This is a genomic window from Paenibacillus sp. KACC 21273, from assembly GCF_028736095.1.
Taxonomy (GTDB): Bacteria; Bacillota; Bacilli; order Paenibacillales; family Paenibacillaceae; genus Saccharibacillus; species Saccharibacillus kyungheensis.
In genome coordinates this window covers 3098199-3123815 of record NZ_CP117876.1, presented here as the reverse complement: position 1 = coordinate 3123815, position 25617 = coordinate 3098199, and the positions used below count along the sequence as shown (strand labels likewise).

The following is a 25617-nucleotide window of genomic DNA, read 5'->3' as shown; positions in this document are numbered from 1 at the left end:
CAATGGGAAAAGTATTAATCCATCCTGAGCGAACAACGGGCGTAGGTAGTGGGCTTATAGCAGCGATCTTATCGGCGCTGATTATGGGACTCGGGCAAATGTATAATCGCCAGTGGGCGAAAGGCATTATTTTTCTAATCGCTGAACTGGTTAGTGTATATCTGATTATTACCAGTCTGGCGAATAATATCTGGGGGTTGATCACACTTGGTGATCAGCCTTCCCGTATGGAAAAAGTCGGACGACTGTATCAAAATGTACCGGGAGATCATTCGATTTTTATGATGATCTATGGACTGGTAGCACTATTGTATATCGCATTATTGTTATGTTTTTATATTGCGAATATCAAAGACGCTTATCGTATCGGCAAAAAGCGAGAACGTGGCGAAGTTGGAAATACGTTCCGTCAGACATGGAAAATGATCGGTAATCAGGGCTTTCCGTATTTGCTTTTAACATTGCCAGCGATTGGTGTACTGGTGTTTACGATCGTGCCGATTATTTTTATGGTATTGATGGCATTTACCAATTACTCTGCACCGGATCATATCCCGGCGAAAAATCTAGTCGATTGGGTAGGCTTCCGTACCTTTACCAATCTGTTAACACTCAAATCGTGGAGTCATACCTTTATCGGTGTACTGACATGGACGATTATCTGGGCAGTTGTGGCAACAGTGACTACATATTTTGGCGGTATTCTGGTTGCATTACTGATCGAACAAAAAGGGATTAAATTCAAAGGCATGTGGCGTACGCTCTTTATTTTGCCGTATGCGATTCCGCAATTTATTTCTTTATTGATTATGCGTAATCTACTGAACTTCCAATTTGGCCCGATCAACCAATATTTGCGTATGATGGGTCTGGGTTCAGTTCCGTGGCTTAATGATCCGTTCTGGGCGAAAGTAACTGTTATTCTCGTGAATATGTGGATCGGTATTCCAGTGTCGATGATCCTTGTACTGGGTGTACTGACAGCGATTCCGCGTGATCTCTATGAAGCGGCAGAAGTGGATGGGGCGACAGGTTTCCAGAAGTTCCGTAATATTACGATGCCATTCGTATTGTTCCAGACAGCGCCGATCTTAATTATGCAATTTGCAGGGAATATCAATAACTTTAACGTGATTTTCTTGCTAACAAATGGATTACCAGCCAATGGAGATTATGCGTTCGCAGGTAGTACCGATCTGTTAGTGACATGGTTGTACAAGCTAACTCTGGAAAATCAACGATATAACTTTGCATCAGCGATCGGCATTATTATCTTTATTATTATTGCGGCATTCTCGCTCTATAACTATCGACGTAGCCGTTCCTTTAAAGAGGAGGATATGATCCAATGAGAAAACAACAACGTGTTAAATTGGTGTTCAGCTACATCTTGCTTGTACTGATCGCGATTGGCTGTATTTATCCAGCGCTCTGGATTATTCTATCCTCACTCAAAGAAGGCGATTCACTCTATAGTGAGACATTGATTCCGCAAAAGTTAACACTGGAACATTATATGGACTTGTTCCGTTCGCAATCGGATAAAGATTTGCCTTACTTAAAATGGTATTGGAACACACTCAAAATTGCGATCACCAGTATGATTCTGGGAACGCTATTCCAGGTACTAACAGCCTATGCGATGTCACGCTTCCGTTTTAAAGGCAGACAAACGATGATGTCACTGGTATTGATTCTAGGCATGTTCCCGGGATTTATGAGTATGATTGCAGTGTATGTTATTTTATTGCAAATGAATCTACTTAACTCTCCGTGGGCACTTGTACTGGTGTATACGTCTGGTGCGGCACTGGGTATGTTTGTCGCCAAAGGCTTTTTCGATACGATTCCTAGAGCGTTGGAAGAATCGGCTTTGCTAGATGGAGCGAGTCATTTCCAAATCTTCAGTCGTATTATTCTACCGTTGTCGATGCCGATCATTACGTATATTGCGTTAACGACATTCGCGGGTGCATGGGTTGACTTTATCTTCGCCCGACTGATCTTGCGATCACGGGAGAATTGGACATTAGCGGTAGGATTGTATGAGTTGGTCAATACGTATTCAAGCACAGAATTTACACTATTCGCCGCAGGCTCGGTGTTGGTGGCATTGCCGATTACGTTGTTGTATATGTTCTTGCAACGCTTCTTGGTACATGGTTTAACGGCAGGAGCAACGAAGGGGTAAGAAAGAATAAAAGGAACAGGCTTATCTCGGATGGTGGAGATAGGTCTGTTTTTGTGTATATTTCGAGAGGGAAAAATGCCAATATATTACATATAAAGTTTTTTTTAAATTAAAGTGAAAAATAATTAAAAAATGTTAACATCAAAGAATAAAATGCGGTTATCATAAATAGATAATAAAATAATTTTAGTACAAAATTTGTAACTCTGGGGGATTATTAATGAAAAAAGGTTTAAAGATTTTTACTTGGATTGTTATTCCGTATATTATGATATTTTTCTACTGGAAAAGATTGAATAAACCAACACGTTATTTTGCTGTAACTTGGGCTGTGCTAGCATTAATTATAGGTTCTACAGGCAATGAGACAGATACAAAAGAGCCAACAGTATCTACTCCCATCAATAACTTGAAATCAACAGAGGTGAAAACAGAGACAGTAGAAAAAGATACAGACATAGAAGTAGCCACAGATAATGAAAAAGTAAAACCAACTCCTGTCATAACAGAAACCACTGAGCCTATAGAAGAAGTAGAAGCTGTTTCAGAACCTATAGTTGTTGAAACAAATATTGAGGAATCTAAAAAAGAAGTTACTGATAAAAAAGTAGAAAAGCCAAAAAAAGCGGCAACCATTAAAAAAGAAGAGGTAGTGGTAGAAGAACCATCAGAGCCTGAAGTGGCGGATGCAGTTGAGGAAGAAGAAAGTCCTGTCACAGAAGTGTTTTATCAAAATTGTTCAGTTGCACGTGATGCTGGTGTAACTCCTCTTTACGAAGACGACCCAGGATATAGTACTAAGTTGGATAGAGATCGGGATGGAGTTGCTTGTGAATAGGATTTAATCATTTATTGATGGAAGTTAGAAATAGCTATAGAAAGTTATTGCTAACTTCCGTCAAATGATTATTTTATACTTTAAAATAAAGGAGATAACTTTAATGGAATTGTTTACGGGTTTATATTCAATAGTCGTTTGTTTTTTAATAATCGGTGTGATTTGGAAATTAGTATCAATTCCTTTATCAATTTTAGCATTAATATTTTCTGAGCAATTCACAAAAATTTATTTGTTTGTGATTAGTATGATTCCTCTTTATTTTATGGCTTCATGTACTATTTTAATTGGTTCTACTATAAAATCTGGACAACCTTCTTTAGGATTATTAATAATTGGCGGACTTACATTTGTTATTTATTCTTTTGCAGATATTGCTCAAAAAATAGGTGAAGCGCAAGACCCAAATACATATAATATTATTCATAATCAGTACTATGGACTTTTGGCAATGATTATTTTTTATATTTATTCTATTTTCAATCAAAATTTAGTTATGAATTTATGGAATCACAAATTAATAGATTTAATAAATTGGATTTATAATATTCCTATATTAGGATGGGTTATTTTAATAATAGCGATAATATATATGATTTACATACTTATTTTATTTATTAGTATACTGACAGTTATAGTGATGCCAAAACGCTAGAAAATTTTTTAGAATTTAAACTGGTAAATAAGAAAGAAGTATCCTTATTTATCGCTAAATAAAGATACTTCTTTCTTATTTAATCTGATTCAGACGATTCTTTTTTCTCTATTACCATCAGTTCGGATAGATCATCTATATCTAAAGCATCAGCAATTTTGATTAATGTTCTCAAATTAACTTGTTCACGGATGTTACGTGACATTTCAGAAATTGCAGCTTGACGCACTCCCGACATTTCCGCAAGCTTCATTTGTGTAAGACCACGCTCTGCCATCAATTCATTTAATTTTATTCGTATCGTTCTCATTATGTAGTCCTTCTTTCCATCATATTAAACTGTTACAAATGCAAAATAAAAATATAAAGTCTTGAATCGAAGATTGACTATATACTAAAAGGCGTATATAATAATTTTTATACTAATAAACGTATAATGGTATTGGTTATTTTATCTGGAATATATTCAATCGCATCTTTTACTTTATAGCGTACATTCATATATATTTGATTTCTCAAATTAAAAATTCGATTTATTAAATATATCCAGATTAGCTTATCTCAAATCATTAGTTTGCTCAAGAAATAGTTTTATTTGTTATGTTCAAATATAGGCTTAACTTTTAAGGAGAGATACATACAAACATGGAAAATATACTTCGTCAAAATCAGATTAAATTTGCTTTTCACCAATTCATGTCGATACGGATGGATGAAATTGGAGTAAGCTATTTAGCTAATATAGAAGAGTATCAATCATTAATGAAAGAGTGTACACAACTTCTCGAACGCATTTCTAATCAAGTTCCTGCTGAAATACAAGAACTGTTCTCAACCTACGAAGAGAAAGTGACTTTAATTCAAGGATTAGCAGAGTCCACTATGTATGAGCAAGGATTAAAAGATGGAGTACAACTTCATTATATATTTGAAGATATAAAGATATAAAATAATGTAGAATCGTAGCAAAAGACACTCTAGCCCATATAAATGCTAGAGTGTCTTTAATATAAAAAAGTTAAATGTCTATCAGCAGACTTTATGTCCTATTACGTATTCAAAATAGGGATGTCTGCAAGTAAATTCTTCAAGTTAATCGCATCCCACGGTGTATGTTCGGTTATTCCTAAACCAACGACGTTTGTTTCTTCAGAGAGTTCTTTCAACAGGTGGAGCAATTGAGGGAATTGCATCGTGCCCGCAGGAGAAACAAGATAAGGCTCGTAAGGCTTGGCGAACAATAAAGAACGAAATGCTTGCGGATCAAGCACATCCAGATCAAGGTGAATCGCTAAGTGTTTGATATCTCTTTCTTGAATCCATGTTCTGATCAATTCTGTACTTTGTGCTAACTCTGCTGTTCCTGCTGTACGAATACCTAATCGTTCGATCATTTCAGTGTCGTATTCGTCTACACTGATACCTTGTGCTTCAAAGGCTTCAGCAATCAACTTGTTTTCCTCTTCTGTAGCAACAGCAAGCCCTGCAATAAATACATTCTCAGGTTTTAAAGGAACTTTGACATGGTTAGCAAATTCCTGATCTCCTTCGCCGAGAAGATTGCCAAGTGGCAGGGTATGTCCGTTATCGTATCCGGTATATCTAACTAAGTCACTATGAGCATCGATCCAGATTAAGCCTAATTCACCATCGTATTTTTCGTTCAAATAAGCAAAAGGTGCTTGTTCTACCAGACAGTCTCCTCCAAACATAATGATACGATCAGGTTGATGCGCTTGGATAAGATGTTCAGCGGCTTCTAATTGTTGTATGAGTTGTGTTCGCCCATTCATCCCATCCTCATTTTGAAGTGGTGTACCATCATAAGGTTTAACAGGAACATGAATCAGAGGTTGATCATTGTCTGGAGCTAGCCATGCCAGTAGTTCAGCGCCGAAAGAGTAATTAGGATTGTCCCCACCTTGCCATTGTGGCATTAAGAGACGTATTGTTTTGGTATTCATGTTTGATCTCCTTTACTTTTAAAGTAAGGTTAGTATAAACTGGACGCAAATATAAAAGTAGTACGCACTATTTGGATAGGTACTACCCGAAAGGATAGTGGTATACATGAGTATGGCTGAATATCATGGCAAAATTAAAAATATTCAAGATACCCCTTTTGGCTACACTTTGTCAGTCATCGGTGGGAAATGGAAGATGGTCATTATCTATCTTTTGGCTGAAAATCAAACGGTTCGCTTTAATGAGTTAAAAAGACAGATCGGTGCAATTACGTACAAAACGCTAAGTGCGCAACTGAAAGAATTAGAAGCAGATGGTGTAGTAAAGCGAGAAGAATATCCCCAAATCCCGCCGAAAGTAGAGTATAGTCTTACAGCTAAAGGCACATCACTTTTGCCAGGCTTGGAAGAATTATGCGAGTGGGGAGTCAAGAATCAAACGATGTAGTATCAGGTTTTAATGTAAGTGGCTATATGGATAATATGCATGCAATTAAAGCAGTATTAATCCTAAAGATATTCTTTTAAATTTTAGGAATTATGAAGTTTATACTAATTATAAATGCTATAATTATGCATATAGCTACTCAAAGTAAAGGAGGATTCATAATGAGAAAATTTAATGAAGAAGAAGCAAATAGAGCGCTTGAAAATGCCAAAGCAAGTTTGGCAGTGGAGGGTATGTATCTCCCTGAGAATGAACAACAATTGATTAAAATGAAGCTGACAGGTCAGATTACAGAGTCACAATTCAAGAAAATGGCATTGGAGTTGGCAAAAGTTGTCTCGATATAATCATCAGCAATCATCTTATTGCTATCCAGGTACAGATATACTAAAAAACAAAGAAAATATTCGTGATGTCAATACATTAGAGCGTTATGAACGAATGATGAGTAGTTTGCGTAATGCTGAATTATATAAGTATCCAGTTGCTGGTCACTTTGATATCAAGCATATGCATAATATTCATCATTATTTGTTTAGAGATATATATTCATTTGCTGGCAAATTTAGAACAGAGGATATCTCTAAAGATGGATTCATTTTTGCACTTTCACAATATATTCCTGAACAAATCGAACAATTATTTCAACAATTGAAAGAAGAACAATACTTAATAGATAAATCAGTAGATTTTTTCGTTATTCGAGCTGCTCATTATATGGCTGAAATCAATGTTATTCATCCATTTAGAGAAGGAAATGGACGGATGCAACGAGAGTTTATTCGTTGTTTGGCTCGTTACAATGGTTATATATTGGACTGGAATCGTACTGATCCACAACAGTTACTACATGCATCTATTAGTTCCGTTATTGATATTAGTGAGCTTAGTAATCACATACATAATTGTCTGGAAAATAAAGAACCTGATTTTACTATAGCTAACGAATATAAATCTCATATGTAGCAATAAACTTTAAATAAACACTCGACAGACTAATCACTAGTTTGTCGAATGTTTGTTTTTATATTCTACTACATTACCTTACACCCGCGTCACAACCTGATCCACCAACCCATAAGCAACTGCTTCCTCAGCCGTTAAAAAATAATCCCGATCAGAATCTTGCGCTACCTTTTCCAGAGGTTGACCGGTACGATCAGCAATAATTTCATTCAATTTAGCTCGACTGCGAAGCAAGCGATCGGCATACAGAATCACATCGGAAGCCTGACCTTTGGCTCCACCGAGTGGTTGATGGATCATGATTTCACTATTGGGCAAAGCCATCCGCTTCCCGATCGTGCCACCGACTAACAAAATCGCTCCAAAGCTTGCCGCCATTCCTGTACAGATTGTCGATACATCAGGCTTAATAAATTGCATCGTATCATAGATAGCGAAGCCAGCAGACACCGAACCACCGGGGCAATTAATATACATTTGGATATCTTTTTGCTCATCTTCGGCAGCCAGGTGAAGCAGTTGGGCGACAATGATATTTGCCATCTGATCTTCCACTTCACCGGAGACCATAATAATCCGATCTTTCAATAATCTAGAATAAATATCGTAACTGCGTTCTCCGCGATCCGTCTGTTCCACGACATAAGGGATTGTTGTCATATCAAGCACTCCTTGTTAAGCAGCCTTACCTATCTGTGAGGAGTATAAATGATAAGACTGCTTGTGATATAGCGTAGAGGAATGCACAGCGCTAGAGCCGATAGGGATGAAACTAGAAGTCGAGCGCTCTACCTGTGAAGGTAAAAAGTTGGTCGCAACAGCATGAACATCTTGCGTGGCTTTGTTCATCCGCATCAAAGTTAACTGTACGATTTGATCTGCATCACCTGTATAGAGAGCATGCACATAATGATGCAAGACCATTAATATCTCTGCATCTTCAGCTAACTGAATAGATTCATCGTTACAATCACTGTTTTTGGCAAGTATTGTCCTTGCTCGATAGAGAGCCGCTTTTACCGCTCCTTCGGTCGTCTCTAACCGCTGTGCTGTCTCTGCCGCTGAATAGCCAAATAAATCGCGCAACATAAATACCGCTTGTTGCCAGGGGGATAGTAGATCCATTAATTGCTGTACAGCCAGTTCAATATCTTGTGGACATGGTTGTGCTGGCGAATCGCTCAGGAGTAATGGATACTGTTCAATATAATTGTTGAAATAAGTTCTTCTGCGCATCGTATCAATCCAAGTATTGCGAGCTGTTCGAATCGTATATGCTTCTTGCTCTGAAATAGGTAAGCCTTTTTGCCGGGCAGATAGTATTTTGAGAAAAGTATCTTGCATAAGATCTTCGGCATCTGCAACATGTCCGGTCAATGACAGACAGTATTTATATAAAGACAGCATTTGTTCTTTACTATACTCATTGATTGGGTTGATAGGCTTTGCCGAACAGTCTATCTGTGGTTGAATGTGTAAAAGTGTCATGAGTGGGGCGCCCCCTTTATGATCGGAAATCATTTTGCTACAACGTTGTATATCTTGTAAACGAATAAGGTGATTCAAAAGATACGCAAACCGTCTAACCATAATAAAGAATACGAATGAATTTGAATAAGATCATACAAGAACTTGGTATTTTTTTAAAGGTTACCTCTAACGATTTATACTAAACCTATGCTAGTATAGTATGTAATACATAAGTGCGAAATGGGCGGCTATCGAGCGAATAGGAGTGAAAGTAGATGACACCAAGGAAGATACATATTATTGGCGCCCATGCAAGCGGAAAAACCCATCTGGCACGTCGATTGTCTCGCAGATTGGGTATTCCTCATTATGCACTGGAAAATCTAGTGTGGAACGGTACGGGAGAAAAGAAACGTAGAAATATACCTGCCCTGCGAGAGCAATTGTTGTTAGATATCGTCTCGCAAGACTCGTGGATTGTTGAGGGGCAGGATTATGAATGGTTAACGTTTAGCTTTGCTATGGCAGAGCAGATTATTTTTTTGACCCCGTCTCCATTAGTACGAGATGGACGAATGATTTTGCGTTTTATGCGTCAGAAAATAGGAACCGAAGTCGATCAGGATCGCTTTTCATTTGGCACATTAATGAATATGATCGAATGGAATCACCATTTTGAACGACATACGAAAAAAAATATTATCGAAGCGTTAGAGCCTTATAAGCACAAATTGATTATTACCAAATATGTGCAATAAATGTAGCTAATAAATGTACATCATTTTTGTGCTTCTTTAATAGACATATGATTATTCATACTTTTTCAAAACGATAACCGCATTATGACCGCCAAAGCCGAACGAGTTGGATAATCCAATCTGAAGATCGGCTTTTCGTGCGACATCTGGTACATAATCTAGATCACAGTCATCATCAGGTTGTTGCAAATTGATAGTAGGCGGAATGATGCCTTCACGTAACATTTGAACCAGTGCGATTGCTTCTGCACCACCAGCCGCGCCAAGCATATGCCCTAACATCGATTTATTAGCAGTAACAGGAATCTGATAAGCCTGTTCGCCGAACAATTGTTTAATCGCATAAGTCTCTGAACGATCTCCTACGCCTGTACTCGTGGCATGTGCACTGATAACATCGACTTGTTCAGGAGTAATGCCTGCATTTCGCAAAGCTGATTTCATCGCTTGATGAGCACCACGACCTTCTGGATGTGTTGCTACCATATGGTAAGCGTCTGAACTTGCTCCGTAACCAATCACCTCAGCATAAATAGTCGCTTGTCTCGCTAAAGCATGAGATAGCGATTCCAGTATGACAATCCCTGCTCCTTCTGCCATCACAAATCCATCCCGTGATTGATCGAAAGGACGACTTGCGGCGGTTGGATCGTCATTGCGTGTAGACAATGCTGTAGCATTCCCGAAGCTAGCTAACGCTACCTCATTGATGGCGGCTTCTGCTCCTCCTGCAATAATCACATCTGCATCTCCATAAGCTATCATCCGCATCGCTTCACCGATGGCTGTATTGCCAATCGAACAAGCAGTGACAGGGGAGAGTGTGGGTCCCCATGTGCCCAGACGGATACTGATCATCGCTGCTGCGCTATTGGCAATCATCATCGGTACGAGTGTAGGGCTTACCCGTTCAGGTCCACGTTCTATTAAGATATGATCTTGATCAAGCAGTGATTGTATACCTCCTGTACCCGAACCAACATAGACGCCTATGCGTTCACGATCACTTTCTTCCAGATTCAATCCTGAATGAGAGACTGCTTGTTCAGCCGCTGCGATAGCAAATTGAACAAAACGATCCATTCGTCTAGCTTCTTTACGTCCAAATAAAGCATCACCATCAAAATCACGCACAACCCCGGCAATTTTGGCTTTGTGTCGTGATGTATCAAAAGCATCAATCGTACCAATTCCCGATTGTCCGTTAACTAAATTTCCCCAAAATGTATCTACATCATTTCCCAAAGGAGAAACAATCCCCATCCCTGTAATCACAACTCGTTCCATTATTTTATCCTCCTAAGCGTTTGGCACTATCCATCTATTAGTATTTAATGCGCTAAATGTCGTCTTATTACATCCTTATTCTGTCATGCAAAATATCCTATTACAAGTTACCGTTTATCCTAGTATAATAAGTAACAGGTTATCGTATATTTTTTAAAATAATCATTTAAATAGAAAATAACAGAATACCAATATGCACAAAAAAACGAGTATTAAAATTAGCTTCGCTCTAAGGAGGTTATCAATTGAATCAACAACACCGTTTACAAGCATTATCTTCTTTTCTCAAAGCACAACGTGCAAAGATTCTACCTCAACAAGTAGGATTGATCGTAGGGATTCGACGACGTACGCCAGGATTGCGAAGAGAAGAAGTGGCTCAATTGGCAGGAGTAAGTACAACATGGTACACATGGTTAGAACAGGGTAGAGATATTCAAGTCTCGGCTTCTGTACTGGAAAATATAGCGTCAGCTTTATTGTTAACAGCCGATGAACGTAAATATTTATTTTCTTTAGCATTGGATAAAAGTCCAACAGTACTACCTTTATCTGAAGAACTGCCAGCGATTACACCGGCTTTGTACAAAATTTTACAACAACTTCAATACTGTCCTACTATTATTTCAGATCGTCATTGCCATATTGTTGGCTGGAATGATGCGGCTAAGCATGTATTTCTTGATTTTGAAAGTATTCCTGAACCCGGGCGCAATATGATTGGTTTATTATTTTCGCGGAAAGAGTTTCGTCGTTTGGCGGTCAATTGGGATGATTTTGTAGGTGGGTTTTTAGCGATTTTTCGTGCATATTATGGGCAATATGTAGATGATGAGTGGTATGAGCAGTTTATCGCGGAGATGAGTGAGTTATATCCTGACTTTTACCATTTGTGGGAACAGAGCAAAGTCAGTTCTGCACCGGAAGTAGTAATTGAATTTAGACATGCCAAAGCAGGTAAAATGCTATTCGATCTTACTTCATTGCAAGTACAAGGCAACACCGATTTGCGCTGTAGTATTTATACTCCGTTAGAAGATTCGGCGACAGAAGTGAAGCTAAGAACATTGATGGAACGCAGTAAAGAAATTTTATCAGAACTGTAAACAACTTTTGTAATTTTCTGATCGCTATACTATAATTTCCATATATTCTATAAACGGTTGGCTAGATCGCAAGAGATGAAAGAGGTGCTATATTGCTAGAATATTTACCGTTAATTTGTTCGTCCTTAATCGTTATATTGTTGATTTTTCGTTCAGTCTATCATCGTTTTCAGAAGTACAATCGTGAAAATACAGGCTTATCGCTAATGAGTATTATTGTACTGATCCCTTTTCTGACAATCGATAGACTTGCACCGTGGGAAAAAGATACGGCTTATATTTTAATTATTATCAGTGCATGCTTGTTTGTACGCTTTTTGAATTATTGGGTGGTACAACGCAAATGGAGTAAATAAAAGAAATTTTGCATAACATGATTATATAATTTGGGATGCATTCTAAATATAGGATGGGGAGGGTCAGTACTATGAATTCATCGCAATCGCCAGAACATGAACGTGATGTGGCATATGCTTCTTTACAAAAAAGACTGTCTGAATGTAGTGAACAAGATGCGTTACAATTGATGCGTAGTTTTGATCGTCAGATTACTTTTTGGAATCAGGAAAAGTCAAAAAAAGAAGAATTTCGTTCTTTTTGGAAAACGCCTTATCCTTATGTGGGCATTGGCGTAGGTATTGTAGTACCGGTGACAGGATTTGCATTACTTATGTTACTGCCTTAATGATGGATATGATTGCGATATAGAAAGGAAGAGTACTGATGAGTTCTATGCCCAAAGCATTTCAAGGTGATTATATTCAATCGTTGCTAGCTGATAAGCAGATGTCTGCATTAGAGCCTTATTTGCAAGCATATTATCATCCTGTGATTCACTTGGAACGCGGACAACAGGGTAGTCAGCAATTGGGCGTTTCGCGAATAGGTGGTTACCCTGATCTACCTGAACATATCAAGTGGCCGCTTACGCAAAATGGTGAATATATGACTTCAGTAGCTCAATTAAATCTAACTCAAATAGCAAACGAAGTTGGCACCGATCGATTGCCTGATTTTTTTCCACGTCAGGGATTACTTTGCTTTTTTGTTGGCTTAGATGAACCTGCTTATCAAATTGAGCATCAAGTCCTCTATATTCCTGAACAAGAGATGACATCTATAGCTTACCGCGAACCAGAAGAGACTACTATTTTGGAAGAGGATGCTGAACAGCCATTTGTACCCTATGAAGTGCATGCTCAGGGTGATATTGAATTTCCTTCTTACAGTTATGTGGACTATGATCAGTTAGCGAATCATGATATAACGGATGAGCAATACCTGGAATGGAAAGAACAATTTAACGCTGACCCCGATGAAATGATTGGCAAAATGTTCGGTTATCCAGTATCCCAGCATGGAGACGATTATATTGAAGCCGCTACAGCGATTCTTACCGGTAAGCATACATATGATACAGATAAACGGCGTAACTGGTTAGTCGAGCAGTGTGCAGGCAATGAGCAACAAGCAGATCATGAGATTGAAGATATGCTGATGCTGTTGGAAATAGAAAGTGATGATGATATCGGGTATATGTGGTGGGATGCAGGAGTTATTCATTTTTTTATCCGCAAAGAAGATCTGATACAGTTAAACTTTGACCGAACGTATTGTTCCCTCTATTCAAGTTAAAATAGAACATTCGCTATACAGTCTAATTGAGCATAGATATAGATTGCTGAACGATAAATGAATGATAGAAAATGTATTACATGTCCAATAGACCTAACTCAAGACCTGACTCAAATAGACCATGCGGTTCCTTATCATCTTACAGGAACAGCATAGTCTATATTTGTGTGATGCCAGTTATTAATCTAATTGATTATGCGTTTGTTTATTTTTGATCGGATAAGGAGACTGTACAGTGATTGCTTGAAAGACATGTAGTTTTCCATTTTCTACCTGTCGCATACGTGGGCCTTTGAATCCACGTTTGACCAATTGCTTACGCATGTACAACATTAATGCCCAGTGACTCACTACCAGAATATGCTCTTCTTCCGAAGACAAAATAACATCTAATGCTCGATTAATGCGTGCTTCTACTTCCCGAATCATGCGGCGATATCTTCGACTAAGCAATGGAGCGATTTTGAAAAGAACGCCCCAGCCGATAAAAGGAATACGTATATTCGTATTAAAACTTGGAGGTGTAAGTTCACGTAACTCGGGCATCACTGTAATCTCGCCATCATAAATTGAACGTGCCGTTTTAATCGCACGCGGTAGATCGCTTGCAAAACATTTCTCCCAATTGAATCCACGTAGATCTGTTGTACCATCGTGAATATCAGCGATATCATACTCTTCTAGCCAGGCGATCAGTTCACTCACTGTAACAAATTGGCGAAGAGGAAACTCTTTATTTACTTTAAAATGGCGGACAAGTCCGATTATCTTCGTCATGAGTCTTGTATAATTCCTCCACAATAGTATGGTCGTGCTGTTCCTGTACAAAAAATAAGTAGATAATTTAAGTTTAACATAGTCGTGCAATGAAGGGACACTATTCGCTATTTATTTTAAAATAAAAGTATACTACTGTAAGGCAACGTTTTGAAACCTGACACGTAATCGTGTATATTTAGTCGTAAGCTTATAATCTAAGATGAATTTGGTAAAAGAAAGGAAGAATATAATGAGTCAATGGGAATATCGTACAGTCAAATTACACGCTGGAGGCTTTCTAGGTGGCAAAGTAGATGATGCAGAACTACAAGAGCAATTAAACGCCTATGGATTTGATGGATGGGAGCTTGTATCGACATTTGATACCAGTCTTGCACAGGGCGGTTCACGAGAAATTATTTTAATTTTTAAACGAAGCGCTTTGCTCGATTAATGTTGTTAGAGCTATATCTAAAGTACATACTGGTCTAGCCCTTTTTGATAAATGATGATCTTTACCTTTAATATCGGTTCATACATGTTATATTTTAGGTGATGTTATCTTTGCAAAATTAGGTATACGGAATAAGGAACGGTATACTTTAACATAGAACGATGATCATGAGCACAAAGAAAGCCTCATGGAACAGGAGGAAACAACAATGATCGGAACATGGTTAGAAGAAATCAAATCCATATTACGACCAGAATTGAACAGTCTTGAAGAATCATTAAAAGCTTCGGCTGGAGATGAAGAAATAGAGCAGGCTGAACATACTATAGGTGTCTCTTTCCCGGATGATCTTAAAGAACTGTATCATATACACAATGGGGAGTCTCGTAGTGGTCCGGGATTCTTTTTTGGTTTGCAATTTTTGAGTCTAGAAGAAATGATTAGCGAGTGGAAAATATGGTCTGAGCTAGAGCCTGAATATCAGACGATGGGAGATCATTATTCGATTCCATCCGGTTGGATCAAAGAGCAGTATATCAACCGCAATTGGATTCCGTTTTGCCATGATGGCGGAGGGAATCATCTAGGGATCGATTTGGCTCCAGCAGAACATGGAGTAGTCGGACAGGTGATTAACTTTGGACGTGATGAAGAAATGAAGTATGTGATTGCCCGTAGTCTGGGTGAATTTATTCATTTTATGCGTGATACGGTGCGTCATGGAAATTACACTGTCGAAGAAGATGATGGATTCAAGTATTGGATGTACGGTCGCAACGAACAATCACGTATGCTCAAAGATGCACAGGCATATGCGTTAGCCGATCTACCCAAAACCAATACACCTTCTGATGAGCCTGAGATTCCGTTACAAGAATGGTTCCAACAATTAGATCAAGACTGGCAAGAGCGTATTATCAACAAATCAAATACGGTCGAAGAGTTTATCCATGCTCATCAAATCTTTTTGATTCGTGAACAGCTTACAGATATTACACCACTTGAACGTTGTCATGAGGTACGTGAATTAATTTTAAGTGTAAATGAGATTCAAGATATTCGACCGCTTGCAAATTGTCGAGAACTCAAAAAATTATATCTTGTTCGCAATCCGATTCGTGATCTTACTCCATTACGTGGACTGCCTTATTTGCAAATTGTTAATTTAGAAGGGACGTTGATTGAAGATTTAGATCCTTTAGCAACGTTACCGCATCTATGTAATCTGGATTGTACCGATACACGTATTCAAGATTATACGCCTTTGGCGAAGATGCAACAGTTAACGACTCTGGCTCTTTCTTCACCTTCCCGAGAAGCTGTAGAAGCTTTATCTTCTATTTCAGGACTACGGGAATTGAAAGTGTGTTCGCCTGGTGCATGGACAGCGGAAGACTGGCAACAGATCAGTCAGTCTTTATCTTTGCGCAAACTGCATATTGAAGATGCTTATTTTGCCGATATGAGTTGTCTACAAGCATGTGAACAGTTAGAAATGCTAACGATTCATGATACTCGTATTTCCGATATTTCAGCGATTGCCGATCTACCTAATCTGAAGCAATTGGAATTGAATAGTGGCTGTCAAATTAGCAATATTGAAACGATCTCCAAATCGGTGTCTTTAGAGCAATTTAGCGGTTCATTTGCTCAATTTCAATTACTCAAAAACTCGTTCGCTCAATATGTGAAATTCCACAAAATTGTAGGCGAAATGACAGATGAAGAAGAAGAAATCTGGCACAGTCATATACGTTAATACGATACTTTAATCATATCTAATCAGTCCCAAAGACTCTGTATAGCTCAAAAGCGACAGAGTCTTTTTTTGTTTTTTTATTATTTTTTACCTAAAATGATAAAAATGTAGTTGACTATCAATTTTCTAATTAGGTATAAATTCAATAGAATATGTTAAGACAATTTTGATTATACGAAAAATATAATGCTATTGATTCAGATATCAGCACGTTGTACCATTTTGCTTATGAAATTTATACAGGTTGACATAACAAGACAAAATGATAGGATATTGCGTAACAAATGACATAATCGTTTTCAGAATTTACTGCAAAACAATGATCAATATCATGTAACTAAAATAAAAAAGTAGATAAACGATGAAAAAGAGAGAAAATAGGAGCTTGAGATAGATAACTTTTCAATAGTTATCTGAAAATGAAAGCTGTGATGATTCACAGCTTTTTTTGCGTCTTTTCTCAGCTTTACAGTTGACAAGGACAGGCGTATTATTCATTGCAGGCAGTTGATGAATACGATTCAGCAACTGATATAAATGAAGTTTCCAATGTTTGTTGATCGCTGAGTTTTCGGTATTAACCGAAAAACGGGGGAACCAAATTGCGATTTCACAAAACGGTGTGAGAGCCGGAATGTGAATCGTTGGGGTGAATCTGCATACTGACTTAACCATGGTATAGTCAGACAATGCAGTAGGGCGACTCTCACCGCCCGAATCCGACAGCTAACCTCGTAAGCGTGGATTAGGAGAGAAGTGTGAAGCTTGTGCCGATCTGACACAGTGTAATACGACTCTGTGTTTTTTGATATGTTAACAATGTCACAACGCTTAATTTTCATATGCATATGAAAAGCGGGGGAACCAACCGTTGATGAAGATAACTGATACGAAGAGTCAGTTACTACACAACATGGGGTGAATTCCGGTATCTACCGGAACGGGCGATCTTCCAGCCCGAATCCGACAGCTAACTCCGTAAGCGTATAGGGGAGAACTCCTAACCAGCAACTCGGCAGGTACACGATAAGTGTGCGTGTTTGTAGAGGCCTGGGGAAAAGTTCTGCTTTTCTCCAGGCTTCTTTTTTTATGCCTTTTTTAGCAAATGATTACTTACAAAATGAATGCAGGGAGTCTTACACACATGATGGATATACTGATGATTGGTTTAATGGTGATCATGACTTTAGGGTTGAGCGGGTTGCTGCAATGGGCATCTGTAGCTATCGGAGAAAGAAGGAATGAGCGATGACTTGGCTGCTGTGGATTATTATTGGTGGATTAACAATCTATCTATGTTATGCATTGATTTATCCAGAAAAATTCTAATGGGTCAGGGGAGAACATCGTGAGTATCTTTTCATATATCGGAATTGCAGTCACTATTATCATCGCTATACTTATTGCTCGGCCAACCGGACATTATATTGCTTATGCTTTTGAAAATAAACCCAATCGCTTGGATCGTTGGTTTTATCCGATAGAAAAATGGATTTACAGGTTCGGCGGTATCAAAAATGAAAATCAAACATGGAAGCAGTATGCAGGAGCAGTTCTGATCAGTAATTCAGTGATCTTGCTGATTACGTACATGATCTTTCGTTTCCAACATATTTTACCAATGAATCCAGCAGGGATCACCAATATGAGTCCTGATCTGGCATTTAATACAGCGATTAGTTTTATTACAAATACCAATTTACAGCATTATAGCGGAGAAAGCGGATTGTCTTTATTTTCACAGATGACAGCGATCATCTTTATGATGTTTGTATCGCCGGCAACAGGGATTGCAGTCGCTATTGCATTTATTAGAGGAATCACAGGTAAGCCACTCGGTAATTTCTTTACAGATCTCGTACGAGCAATCACACGAATCTTGTTACCATTAGCATTTGTGATGGCAATTGTATTTGTAGGATTAGGTGTACCGCAGACATTGCATACTTTAATCACTGCGCAGACGTTACAAGGAACAGAGCAACAGATTGGTACCGGCCCTATAGGATCATTTCTAGCGATCAAAGAATTAGGTAACAATGGTGGCGGATATTTTGGAGCCAACTCTGCTCATCCTTTTGAAAATCCGGGCGGATTCAGTAACATGTTACAGATGTTAATGATGTTACTTGTGCCGATGTCACTTCCATTTACGTATGGTAAAATGGTTGGCAACTCCAAACAAGGTAGAGTATTATTTGTGTCGATGGTAATGATGTTTGTCGTCATGCTTAGTGTATCTCTTGTTAGTGAATCTCAAGGGAATCCATTGATTAATCAATTAGGTATTCAACATCAGTCTGGATCGATGGAAGGGAAAGAAGTACGGTTAGGTGAAGCACAATCTTCATTCTACTCTGTCGTCACAACCGCTTCAGAGACAGGTGCTGTCAATAACATGCATGACACGTTGACACCTATTGGCGGATTGATTTCACTTGGGAATATGATGCTTAATACGGTATTTGGCGGTTCTGGTGTAGGGTTATTAAATATTCTAATGTATGCCATTATTGCTGTGTTCTTATCCGGTCTAATGGTTGGACGAACACCTGAATTTCTCGGTCGCAAAATTGAAGGTAAAGAAATGAAGCTGATTGCAGTCACATTGCTTATTCAACCTTTATTGGTATTAGCGCCAACAGCAATAGCTGTGATGACACAATCCGATACGATTTCTAATCCGGGTTATCATGGATTAACACAAGCGTTGTATGAATTTACTTCATCAGCTGCGAATAACGGATCAGGATTTGAAGGATTAGGCGATAATACACCGTTTTGGAATATTATGACCGGTGTCGTTATGTTTATCAGTCGTTATTTCTCAATGGTAACGTTGTTAGCTGTTGCAGGGTCATTAATGGCGAAAAAACCTGTTCCAGAAACAAGCGGAACATTGCGTACAGATCAAGCATTGTTCGGCGGTATGTTTATTATTTCTGTTATTTTAGTCGGTGCGCTTACGTTTTTCCCGGCAGTTGTACTTGGACCGATTGCAGAAATGCTAACGTTGTAAAAAGAAAAAGATACACTCATCTCATGATGTAAAATGAGAAAAATAAATGATTGTTACACAATGAGTTATAGATAGAATTCGAATATATAGCATTTATACAGATAAGTGCTAAGTGGAGGAACAATGTAATGAAAAGTAAATCATCAATGATGAGCCGGGACTTGATCTCCAAAGCGTTACAACAATCTGTGATCAAATTAAATCCTAAACTGATGGCACGTAATCCAGTAATGTTTGTAGTTGAAGTCGGTTTAATTATCAGTTTATTACTCATTTTTGTACCGAATGCTTTTGGCGAATCGGTTTCAACAGGATTCAATATAGCAGTAGCCATTATTTTGTTATTCACGATACTTTTTGCGAACTTTGCTGAAGCATTAGCAGAAGGTCGAGGCAAAGCACAAGCAGACTCGATGAAAAATACGCAAAAAGAAATTATTGCAAATCGAATCGAAGGTGAGCAAGTAGTAGCTGTATCGTCTACACAGCTTCGTAAAGGTGATGTTGTCAAAGTCGTACAGGGTGAAATGATTCCCGGCGATGGTGAAGTAATTAAAGGTCTTGCTTCCGTCGATGAATCTGCGATTACAGGTGAATCTGCTCCAGTCATTAAAGAAGCAGGTGGAGACTTTAGTTCTGTAACGGGTGGAACGATGGTAATTAGTGATGAGATCATTGTTCGTATTACAAGCGATCCAGGTGAATCATTTATGGATCGAATGATTAGTCTGGTCGAAGGAGCAGAACGTCAGAAGACACCTAATGAAATTGCGTTAAACACAGTATTGATAAGCTTAACAATTATCTTTTTGATGGTTGTAGTAACACTTCCTTTTATGGCAAGCTATTTAAATATTGTTCTTTCAGTTCCGGTATTGATTGCTTTGCTAGTCTGCTTGATCCCAACAACAATTGGTGGATTGTTGTCTGCTATCGGGATCGCCGGGATGGATCGGGTAACACGTTTTAATGTGTTGGCGATGTCTGGTAAAGCAGTTGAAGCTTCAGGTGATATCAATACGATTATTTTAGATAAAACAGGTACGATCACTTATGGTAACCGGATGGCTAGCGAGTTTGTACCTACAGAAGGTCATTCACCACAAGAAGTCGGCGAATGGGCAGCAGTTAGTTCTGCTTTTGACGAAACGCCTGAAGGACGTTCTGTTTTAGAATTGATGAAAAAGCAAAATTGGGAATATTCTCAATCATTAAGTGAAGGTGCTGAAATTATAGAGTTTCGCGCCGAGACACGGATGAGTGGATTGGATCTGGCAGATGGTCGTAAAGTGCGTAAAGGTGCTGTCGATGCGATAAAAAAATGGGTCAGTTCTCAAGGTGGAAATATTCCTAGTAATCTGCAAGCGAATAACGATGCTATTGCTTCTGCCGGAGGAACTCCGCTTGCTGTTGCTGTAGATCAGGAAATCTATGGATTGATTTACCTCAAAGATACGGTCAAAGCCGGGATGAAAGAACGGTTTGAACAAATGCGTAGTATGGGTATCAAAACGATTATGTGTACAGGCGATAATCCATTAACAGCAGCAACAATTGCCAAAGAAGCTGGAGTAGATGATTATATTGCTGAAAGTACACCGGAAGATAAAATAGCTGTTATTCGCCGCGAACAAGCAGAAGGTAAATTGGTTGCGATGACAGGAGATGGTACCAATGATGCGCCCGCACTTGCACAAGCGGATGTAGGGATTGCGATGAATAGTGGTACAGTAGCTGCCAAAGAAGCAGCCAATATGATCGATCTGGATTCTGACCCTTCCAAAATTATTGAAGTGGTTGCGATTGGTAAACAGCTATTGATGACACGTGGTAGCTTAACAACATTCAGTATCGCTAACGATATTGCTAAATATTTTGCAATCATTCCAGCGATGTTTATGGTAGCTATTCCGCAGATGCAAGTATTGAATATTATGAATCTACATTCACCTATGTCTGCTATTTTATCTGCGCTGATCTTTAATGCAATTATTATTCCGATTCTGATTCCATTAGCGATGAAAGGTGTCGCTTATAAACCAATGAGCTCGACCAAATTGTTACGTCGTAATTTGTTTATCTATGGATTCGGCGGTGTGGCAGTTCCGTTTGTCGGTATTAAATGTATTGATTTGATTATGCAGACTTTTTTATAAGCATACTTGTATACAGATGAAATGATGGCTTCTATCAATACCAATACGTTACTACTTAGAACCGAAGGGGAAGAACAGGTATGAAAACGGTATGGATCACTTTACGAACAAGCGTTATTTTATTTCTGCTCTGTTGTGTTGTCTATCAATTAGCAGTAACAGGAATTGCGCAAGCATTTATGTCCAAGCAAGCGGATGGCAGTCTTATTTATAATAGTAACAATCAAGTGGTTGGTTCAGCATTGGTCGGACAAGCATTCACTGAACCTCAATATTTTCAAGGACGGATATCAAGTATAGATTACAATGCAAATGGATCAGGATCGCCCAACTTTGCACCGTCTAATCCAGAATTACTGAAACGTCTCCAAGAATCTGTCAGCACATGGCAAAAGCAAAATCCAGATGTACCTGTAGCCTCATTACCTGTTGATCTGATTACCAATTCAGGGTCAGGACTAGATCCTGATATTAGCCCTGAAGCAGCGACTGCTCAGATACCAAGAATCAGTCATTTGACCGGGGTGTCCGCAGATCAGCTCCAAACATTAGTTCAACAAAATACGATGTCCAGACAGTTGGGGATATTCGGCGAACCTGCTGTTAATGTACTAAAACTGAATATGGCTCTTCAACAAGAGTTGTCTAAATCATGAGTACTTTTCGCCGCAAAACGCCTGAAGAATTGTTGCAAATGATCACCAAATTAAAGCAAGGACGTTTGAAGGTATATATCGGAGCCGTAAGTGGCTCCGGTAAAACGTACCATATGTTACGTGATGGTCAGATGCTTCGCCATGAAGGAATAGATGTTGTGATATGTGCAGTATCTACATTACAGCGTCCGGAAACGATGCAACAATTAGGCGATCTAGAACGCATTCCAAGTATCCATTGGATTAAAGAAGATAAGCAAGGACAGACATGGGAACAAAAAGATTTGAATCTGGAAAAAATTATTGAGCGCAATCCAGAAGTGGTATTGGTAGATCATCTGGCTCATATGAATCGACCTGAAGCACAACATCGGACACGGTGGGAAGATATTCGTTATTTATTAGAACATGGAATCAGTGTAATGGTTACAGTCAATGTGTATGAGCTGGAAGGTTCTGCTCAATTGGCACAGCAGTATATAGGTCGTGAAGTCGAATGTACTGTACCGTCAGATACACTACATCAAGCAGACGAAGTTCGCTTAATCGATGTTACCCCAGAAGTGATTTTGCAACGGTATTCTGCTGGTCTTTTGGATAATAGCAGTGATCGTGCTTTTTTTGAACGTGGAAATTTAGCTGTACTGCGTGAACTGGCATTACGTACTGTTGCTGAAGGGGTCGGTGGAACACTGGAGAAGCATCGTGCAGAACAGGGATTGACCGGCCCGACAGGAACAGCAGAGCGCATTATGGTATCTGTGCAATATCACTGGAATGGATCGATTTATATTCGGCGTGGCCAACAGATTGCCCGTCGTTTGAGTGGAGATTTGTTAGTGGTTTCTTTTCAAAATAAAGCACGCAAACTCAATCGTGAAGAAGAAACATTCAAACGTTCGATTCGTGAGTTATCTACGCAAGTCGGAGGGGTATTTGAAGAGGTTGCGATGATCTCCAAGCGCAGACTGCCAAGACAGGTAGTTCGTTATGCCAAAGAACATCAGGTTACACGCATTGTGTTAGGGCATTCACGTCAAAATCGCTGGCAAGAATGGATTAATCGCTCTGTTATTAATGGAGTCTTGTTAATGACACGTGATATTGATATTTTTTTGATGGCAGATCGTGCCGAGCAAGAAGGCGAACGTATTTTACCTGCCAAAACAACCAAATTACCTGCTATCAAAAAAGAAGATTCGTATCGCCGTTTACCTTCAGAAGAAATCGCCCGTCAAATCGATCATATTCGGCGCGGAACATTCAAAGTCTATGTAGGCGCTGCCCCAGGAGTCGGCAAAACATACACTATGTTACGTGAAGGCAATGAATTACGTCGGCAAGGGATCGATGTAGTGATCGGATTACTTGAAACGCATGGACGGCAAGAGACCGCAGATCAAGCCGCATCTTTGCCTTTACTTTCCAGACAAATTATCAAATATGGCGATCATCATTTAGAAGAGTTAGATGTGGAGCAAATCATTGCACGCAATCCAGAAGTGGTGTTAGTGGATGAACTTGCTCATACCAATGTACCTGGTAGTCGTAATAGCAAACGGTATGAAGATATTACAGAGTTACTAGCAGCAGGCATTTCCGTCATTTCTACTGTGAATATTCAACATCTGGAAAGTTTGAACGATGCTGTTGAACAAATCACAGGGATTCGTGTACGGGAGACTGTGCCGGATTCGATTTTACATTTGGCAGATGAAGTAGAGTTAATCGATGTAACACCACAGACATTACGCCAGCGATTACAAGAAGGCAAAATCTATGCGTCATCCAAAGTCGAACAAGCACTGAGTAACTTTTTTAAAATGGGAAATCTGATTGCATTGCGCGAATTGGCGTTGCGAGAAGTAGCCGATGATGTTGATGAACGATTAGAATCGTGGGAACGCAAAGATTCATTACGTGGACCTTGGCAAAGAGAAGAAATTATTTTTGTAGGTGTCAAATTAGATCATGAAGCAGAGCGTCTTATTCGGCGTGGATTCCGTATTGCTTATCGGCTCAAAGCCAAATTGATTGTGTCGTATATTCATATCGGTAGCGAATTTTCGCTGGCAGGTGCAATAGCAGATAAAGCAGATAAATTGCACCATTTAACAGTACGTCTAGGTGGAGAATTTGAGATTCAATATCAACCGCTACGTCAACGTCTAGCACAATCTATCGTAGAAGAAGCACAATCTCATCATGCAACACAGATGATTCTTGGACAGACAAGTACCCCACCTTGGAAAAGATGGGGCAGAGATTCGTTATTAAAAAAAGTGTTACGACATGCACGCAATATGGATATTCTGGTGGTAGCCGATCGAGAAAGTTAATCGTAGCGATCGAGGCAGACATAACTAATTTGTAAATAATTTATCTATTATATAGTACTTGCTGGTTACTCGATCTCAATATCCCCAGAAGAGGTGTTTGCTTTGATCGTATAGGGGCTGTTAGTGCTATTCGGTGGAACTTCAACATCACCTGAATTGGTATGTGCTTCATACGAACCTTCAAATTGATGATTGGTATGAATCTCAATATCACCCGATTGAGCAGAAGCTTCTACATTGCGTGCTCCTTTTTGCAGAGTGATCAATATATCACCAGATTGTGAATTGATATGCCCTTCGCCACCTAATTGTTGAATTTCAATATCGCCTGAGCTGGCTGTAGTCGTGACATCTCCATCTAAGCGCTGTGCATAAATTTCACCAGAACCTGATGATAGTTGCAAAGTATAACCTTGCCAGTGTTCTAAGCGAATATCGCCAGAGGACGTACTTAATTGAGTTGTTCCTTTTAAATCATAAGCTTTCACATCACCTGAACTGGTCTGGAGTTGTATATTGGTAGCTTCTACATTTTTGAGCGTTGTATGAGCAGAAGATACATCCATAGTAAATTGTTGTAATTGAGCCGGATCGGTTAAAGCCACAGTGATATGTTGAATAGCAGGTGTAATATCAAAGTGAAAAAAGTTAAATCCAGAAGTTGCTTCTTCTAAAGAAAGTTGTAACGTATCATTCTGAATAGTAGTCTGTTGTAATTGTTTCAAAATCGGGCGATCCAGCTTACCTTCAAATTGAACAGTATCTTTACCATTTGTACTTGCTACAAAATCCACCTGAACATCATAAGCCGAGTTAATATGTAATGTTTTCAATTGACCTACAGGTAATTCCCACATCTGTTTATGTACGATTGAATCTGGTTTACCACCTAAACCTAGATTATTAGCGCTTAAGCCAATAATACCAGCGATAATACAGATAAGACCAATAACGACACGTTTTTTGGTTCTTGTTTTCATATTTGTTTCCTCCAGATTCTTTGTATTCTTTCTAGTGCGTATAATAATTGTTAGTGAAATGAATAACAATTATTTATAGTTAAACAATTACTTTCCATATTGATCCGATCATACAAATAGTACAGTACTCTTTATAGAACAGTCAAAGATTATACCTGTAAAAGATAAATATAACAA

27 protein-coding genes and 2 riboswitches are annotated in these 25617 nt (G+C 38.8%); of the genes, 20 read left to right on the top strand and 7 right to left on the bottom strand.

Annotated elements, in window-relative coordinates; translation table 11 throughout:
* Window positions 1–2 precede the first annotated feature (2 nt).
* The 4 genes from PQ460_RS13590 to PQ460_RS13575 all read left to right on the top strand — a co-directional run bounded on the left by PQ460_RS13590 (window position 3) and on the right by PQ460_RS13575 (window position 3684).
* Window positions 3–1352: a sugar ABC transporter permease gene (locus tag PQ460_RS13590; RefSeq protein WP_274170140.1), complete on the top strand. Its 1350-nt coding sequence runs from the start codon at window positions 3–5 to the stop codon at window positions 1350–1352.
* Window positions 1349–2191 carry a sugar ABC transporter permease gene (locus PQ460_RS13585; protein WP_069328176.1) on the top strand — a complete coding sequence of 281 codons (843 nt, stop codon included), beginning with the start codon at window positions 1349–1351 and terminating at the stop codon, window positions 2189–2191. The genes PQ460_RS13590 and PQ460_RS13585 overlap by 4 nt, the downstream gene beginning before the upstream one ends.
* A gap of 220 nt (window positions 2192–2411) precedes the next feature.
* Complete coding sequence (locus PQ460_RS13580) at window positions 2412–3029, top strand: excalibur calcium-binding domain-containing protein (protein ID WP_274170139.1); 618 nt, start codon at window positions 2412–2414, stop codon at window positions 3027–3029.
* Between the two features lie 103 nt (window positions 3030–3132).
* The gene (locus PQ460_RS13575) at window positions 3133–3684 is read left to right on the top strand and encodes a hypothetical protein (RefSeq protein WP_274170138.1); all 552 of its coding nucleotides are present in this window, start codon (window positions 3133–3135) and stop codon (window positions 3682–3684) included.
* 79 nt (window positions 3685–3763) lie between these two features.
* Here the strand turns inward: PQ460_RS13575 and PQ460_RS13570 are convergent, their stop codons facing one another.
* Complete coding sequence (locus PQ460_RS13570; RefSeq protein ID WP_274170137.1) at window positions 3764–3994, bottom strand: helix-turn-helix domain-containing protein; 231 nt, start codon at window positions 3992–3994, stop codon at window positions 3764–3766.
* 335 nt (window positions 3995–4329) lie between these two features.
* On the opposite strand from PQ460_RS13570, the gene PQ460_RS13565 reads away from it, so the two are divergent.
* Window positions 4330–4632, top strand: a complete 303-nt coding sequence (locus PQ460_RS13565) for a hypothetical protein (RefSeq protein ID WP_274170136.1) — start codon at window positions 4330–4332, stop codon at window positions 4630–4632.
* Between the two features lie 101 nt (window positions 4633–4733).
* Here PQ460_RS13565 and PQ460_RS13560 read toward each other — a convergent pair whose 3' ends face one another.
* Window positions 4734–5648 (bottom strand): arginase family protein, encoded by a 915-nt coding sequence (locus PQ460_RS13560; RefSeq protein ID WP_274170135.1) that lies wholly within the window; start codon window positions 5646–5648, stop codon window positions 4734–4736.
* 106 nt (window positions 5649–5754) lie between these two features.
* On the opposite strand from PQ460_RS13560, the gene PQ460_RS13555 reads away from it, so the two are divergent.
* The 3 genes from PQ460_RS13555 to PQ460_RS13545 all read left to right on the top strand — a co-directional run bounded on the left by PQ460_RS13555 (window position 5755) and on the right by PQ460_RS13545 (window position 7062).
* Window positions 5755–6096 carry a winged helix-turn-helix transcriptional regulator gene (locus PQ460_RS13555; protein ID WP_274170134.1) on the top strand — a complete coding sequence of 114 codons (342 nt, stop codon included), beginning with the start codon at window positions 5755–5757 and terminating at the stop codon, window positions 6094–6096.
* 161 nt (window positions 6097–6257) lie between these two features.
* Window positions 6258–6443: a hypothetical protein gene (locus PQ460_RS13550; protein WP_273616019.1), complete on the top strand. Its 186-nt coding sequence runs from the start codon at window positions 6258–6260 to the stop codon at window positions 6441–6443.
* A complete protein-coding gene (locus PQ460_RS13545) occupies window positions 6430–7062 on the top strand; it encodes a Fic/DOC family protein (protein WP_274170133.1) in 633 nt (210 codons plus the stop codon). The genes PQ460_RS13550 and PQ460_RS13545 overlap by 14 nt, the downstream gene beginning before the upstream one ends.
* A gap of 78 nt (window positions 7063–7140) precedes the next feature.
* Here the strand turns inward: PQ460_RS13545 and clpP are convergent, their stop codons facing one another.
* Together clpP and PQ460_RS13535 are read right to left on the bottom strand one after the other, a co-directional pair.
* The gene (gene clpP, locus PQ460_RS13540) at window positions 7141–7722 is read right to left on the bottom strand and encodes an ATP-dependent Clp endopeptidase proteolytic subunit ClpP (RefSeq protein ID WP_274170132.1); all 582 of its coding nucleotides are present in this window, start codon (window positions 7720–7722) and stop codon (window positions 7141–7143) included.
* Between the two features lie 15 nt (window positions 7723–7737).
* A complete protein-coding gene (locus tag PQ460_RS13535; protein WP_274170131.1) occupies window positions 7738–8550 on the bottom strand; it encodes an RNA polymerase sigma factor in 813 nt (270 codons plus the stop codon).
* Between the two features lie 257 nt (window positions 8551–8807).
* Between PQ460_RS13535 and PQ460_RS13530 the strand changes: the two genes are divergently transcribed.
* Window positions 8808–9290 carry a P-loop NTPase family protein gene (locus PQ460_RS13530; RefSeq protein WP_137225016.1) on the top strand — a complete coding sequence of 161 codons (483 nt, stop codon included), beginning with the start codon at window positions 8808–8810 and terminating at the stop codon, window positions 9288–9290.
* Between the two features lie 51 nt (window positions 9291–9341).
* On the opposite strand, the gene fabF is transcribed toward PQ460_RS13530, so the two are convergent.
* Window positions 9342–10577 (bottom strand): beta-ketoacyl-ACP synthase II, encoded by a 1236-nt coding sequence (gene fabF / locus PQ460_RS13525; protein ID WP_274170130.1) that lies wholly within the window; start codon window positions 10575–10577, stop codon window positions 9342–9344.
* A gap of 245 nt (window positions 10578–10822) precedes the next feature.
* Between fabF and PQ460_RS13520 the strand changes: the two genes are divergently transcribed.
* The 4 genes from PQ460_RS13520 (at window position 10823) to PQ460_RS13505 (ending at window position 13318) form a co-directional block, all read left to right on the top strand.
* The gene (locus PQ460_RS13520) at window positions 10823–11683 is read left to right on the top strand and encodes a helix-turn-helix transcriptional regulator (protein WP_274170129.1); all 861 of its coding nucleotides are present in this window, start codon (window positions 10823–10825) and stop codon (window positions 11681–11683) included.
* A 92-nt stretch (window positions 11684–11775) separates the two neighbouring features.
* Entirely contained in the window at window positions 11776–12039 is a 264-nt protein-coding gene (locus tag PQ460_RS13515) for a hypothetical protein (RefSeq protein ID WP_273616026.1), read from the top strand.
* A gap of 71 nt (window positions 12040–12110) precedes the next feature.
* On the top strand, window positions 12111–12368 hold the full coding sequence (locus tag PQ460_RS13510) for a hypothetical protein (protein ID WP_274170128.1): 258 nt from the start codon (window positions 12111–12113) through the stop codon (window positions 12366–12368).
* A gap of 38 nt (window positions 12369–12406) precedes the next feature.
* Window positions 12407–13318, top strand: a complete 912-nt coding sequence (locus PQ460_RS13505) for a YwqG family protein (protein ID WP_274170127.1) — start codon at window positions 12407–12409, stop codon at window positions 13316–13318.
* Window positions 13319–13498: 180 nt separating this feature from the next.
* Here the strand turns inward: PQ460_RS13505 and PQ460_RS13500 are convergent, their stop codons facing one another.
* A complete protein-coding gene (locus PQ460_RS13500; RefSeq protein ID WP_274170126.1) occupies window positions 13499–14095 on the bottom strand; it encodes a histidine phosphatase family protein in 597 nt (198 codons plus the stop codon).
* Between the two features lie 232 nt (window positions 14096–14327).
* Here PQ460_RS13500 and PQ460_RS13495 point away from each other — a divergent pair, with 232 nt between their 5' ends.
* The 7 genes from PQ460_RS13495 to PQ460_RS13470 all read left to right on the top strand — a co-directional run bounded on the left by PQ460_RS13495 (window position 14328) and on the right by PQ460_RS13470 (window position 24460).
* Window positions 14328–14531, top strand: coding sequence for a DUF4177 domain-containing protein (locus PQ460_RS13495; RefSeq protein WP_274170125.1), 204 nt, complete (start codon window positions 14328–14330; stop codon window positions 14529–14531).
* A 208-nt stretch (window positions 14532–14739) separates the two neighbouring features.
* A complete protein-coding gene (locus tag PQ460_RS13490) occupies window positions 14740–16290 on the top strand; it encodes an SMI1/KNR4 family protein (RefSeq protein ID WP_274170124.1) in 1551 nt (516 codons plus the stop codon).
* Window positions 16291–16841: 551 nt separating this feature from the next.
* Window positions 16842–17046, top strand: a riboswitch (cyclic di-AMP (ydaO/yuaA leader).
* A 62-nt stretch (window positions 17047–17108) separates the two neighbouring features.
* Window positions 17109–17290: riboswitch (cyclic di-AMP (ydaO/yuaA leader) on the top strand.
* Window positions 17291–17538: 248 nt separating this feature from the next.
* On the top strand, window positions 17539–17619 hold the full coding sequence (gene kdpF, locus PQ460_RS23560) for a K(+)-transporting ATPase subunit F (RefSeq protein ID WP_083243537.1): 81 nt from the start codon (window positions 17539–17541) through the stop codon (window positions 17617–17619).
* 19 nt (window positions 17620–17638) lie between these two features.
* Window positions 17639–19309, top strand: a complete 1671-nt coding sequence (gene kdpA, locus PQ460_RS13485; RefSeq protein WP_273616033.1) for a potassium-transporting ATPase subunit KdpA — start codon at window positions 17639–17641, stop codon at window positions 19307–19309.
* A 128-nt stretch (window positions 19310–19437) separates the two neighbouring features.
* Window positions 19438–21465 (top strand): potassium-transporting ATPase subunit KdpB, encoded by a 2028-nt coding sequence (gene kdpB / locus PQ460_RS13480; protein WP_273616034.1) that lies wholly within the window; start codon window positions 19438–19440, stop codon window positions 21463–21465.
* A gap of 80 nt (window positions 21466–21545) precedes the next feature.
* Entirely contained in the window at window positions 21546–22121 is a 576-nt protein-coding gene (gene kdpC / locus PQ460_RS13475; protein ID WP_274170123.1) for a potassium-transporting ATPase subunit KdpC, read from the top strand.
* Window positions 22118–24460 carry a histidine kinase gene (locus tag PQ460_RS13470; RefSeq protein WP_274170122.1) on the top strand — a complete coding sequence of 781 codons (2343 nt, stop codon included), beginning with the start codon at window positions 22118–22120 and terminating at the stop codon, window positions 24458–24460. The genes kdpC and PQ460_RS13470 overlap by 4 nt, the downstream gene beginning before the upstream one ends.
* Window positions 24461–24525: 65 nt before the next feature.
* On the opposite strand, the gene PQ460_RS13465 is transcribed toward PQ460_RS13470, so the two are convergent.
* Window positions 24526–25440, bottom strand: coding sequence for a DUF4097 family beta strand repeat-containing protein (locus PQ460_RS13465; protein WP_274170121.1), 915 nt, complete (start codon window positions 25438–25440; stop codon window positions 24526–24528).
* Between the last annotated feature and the right edge of the window lie 177 nt (window positions 25441–25617).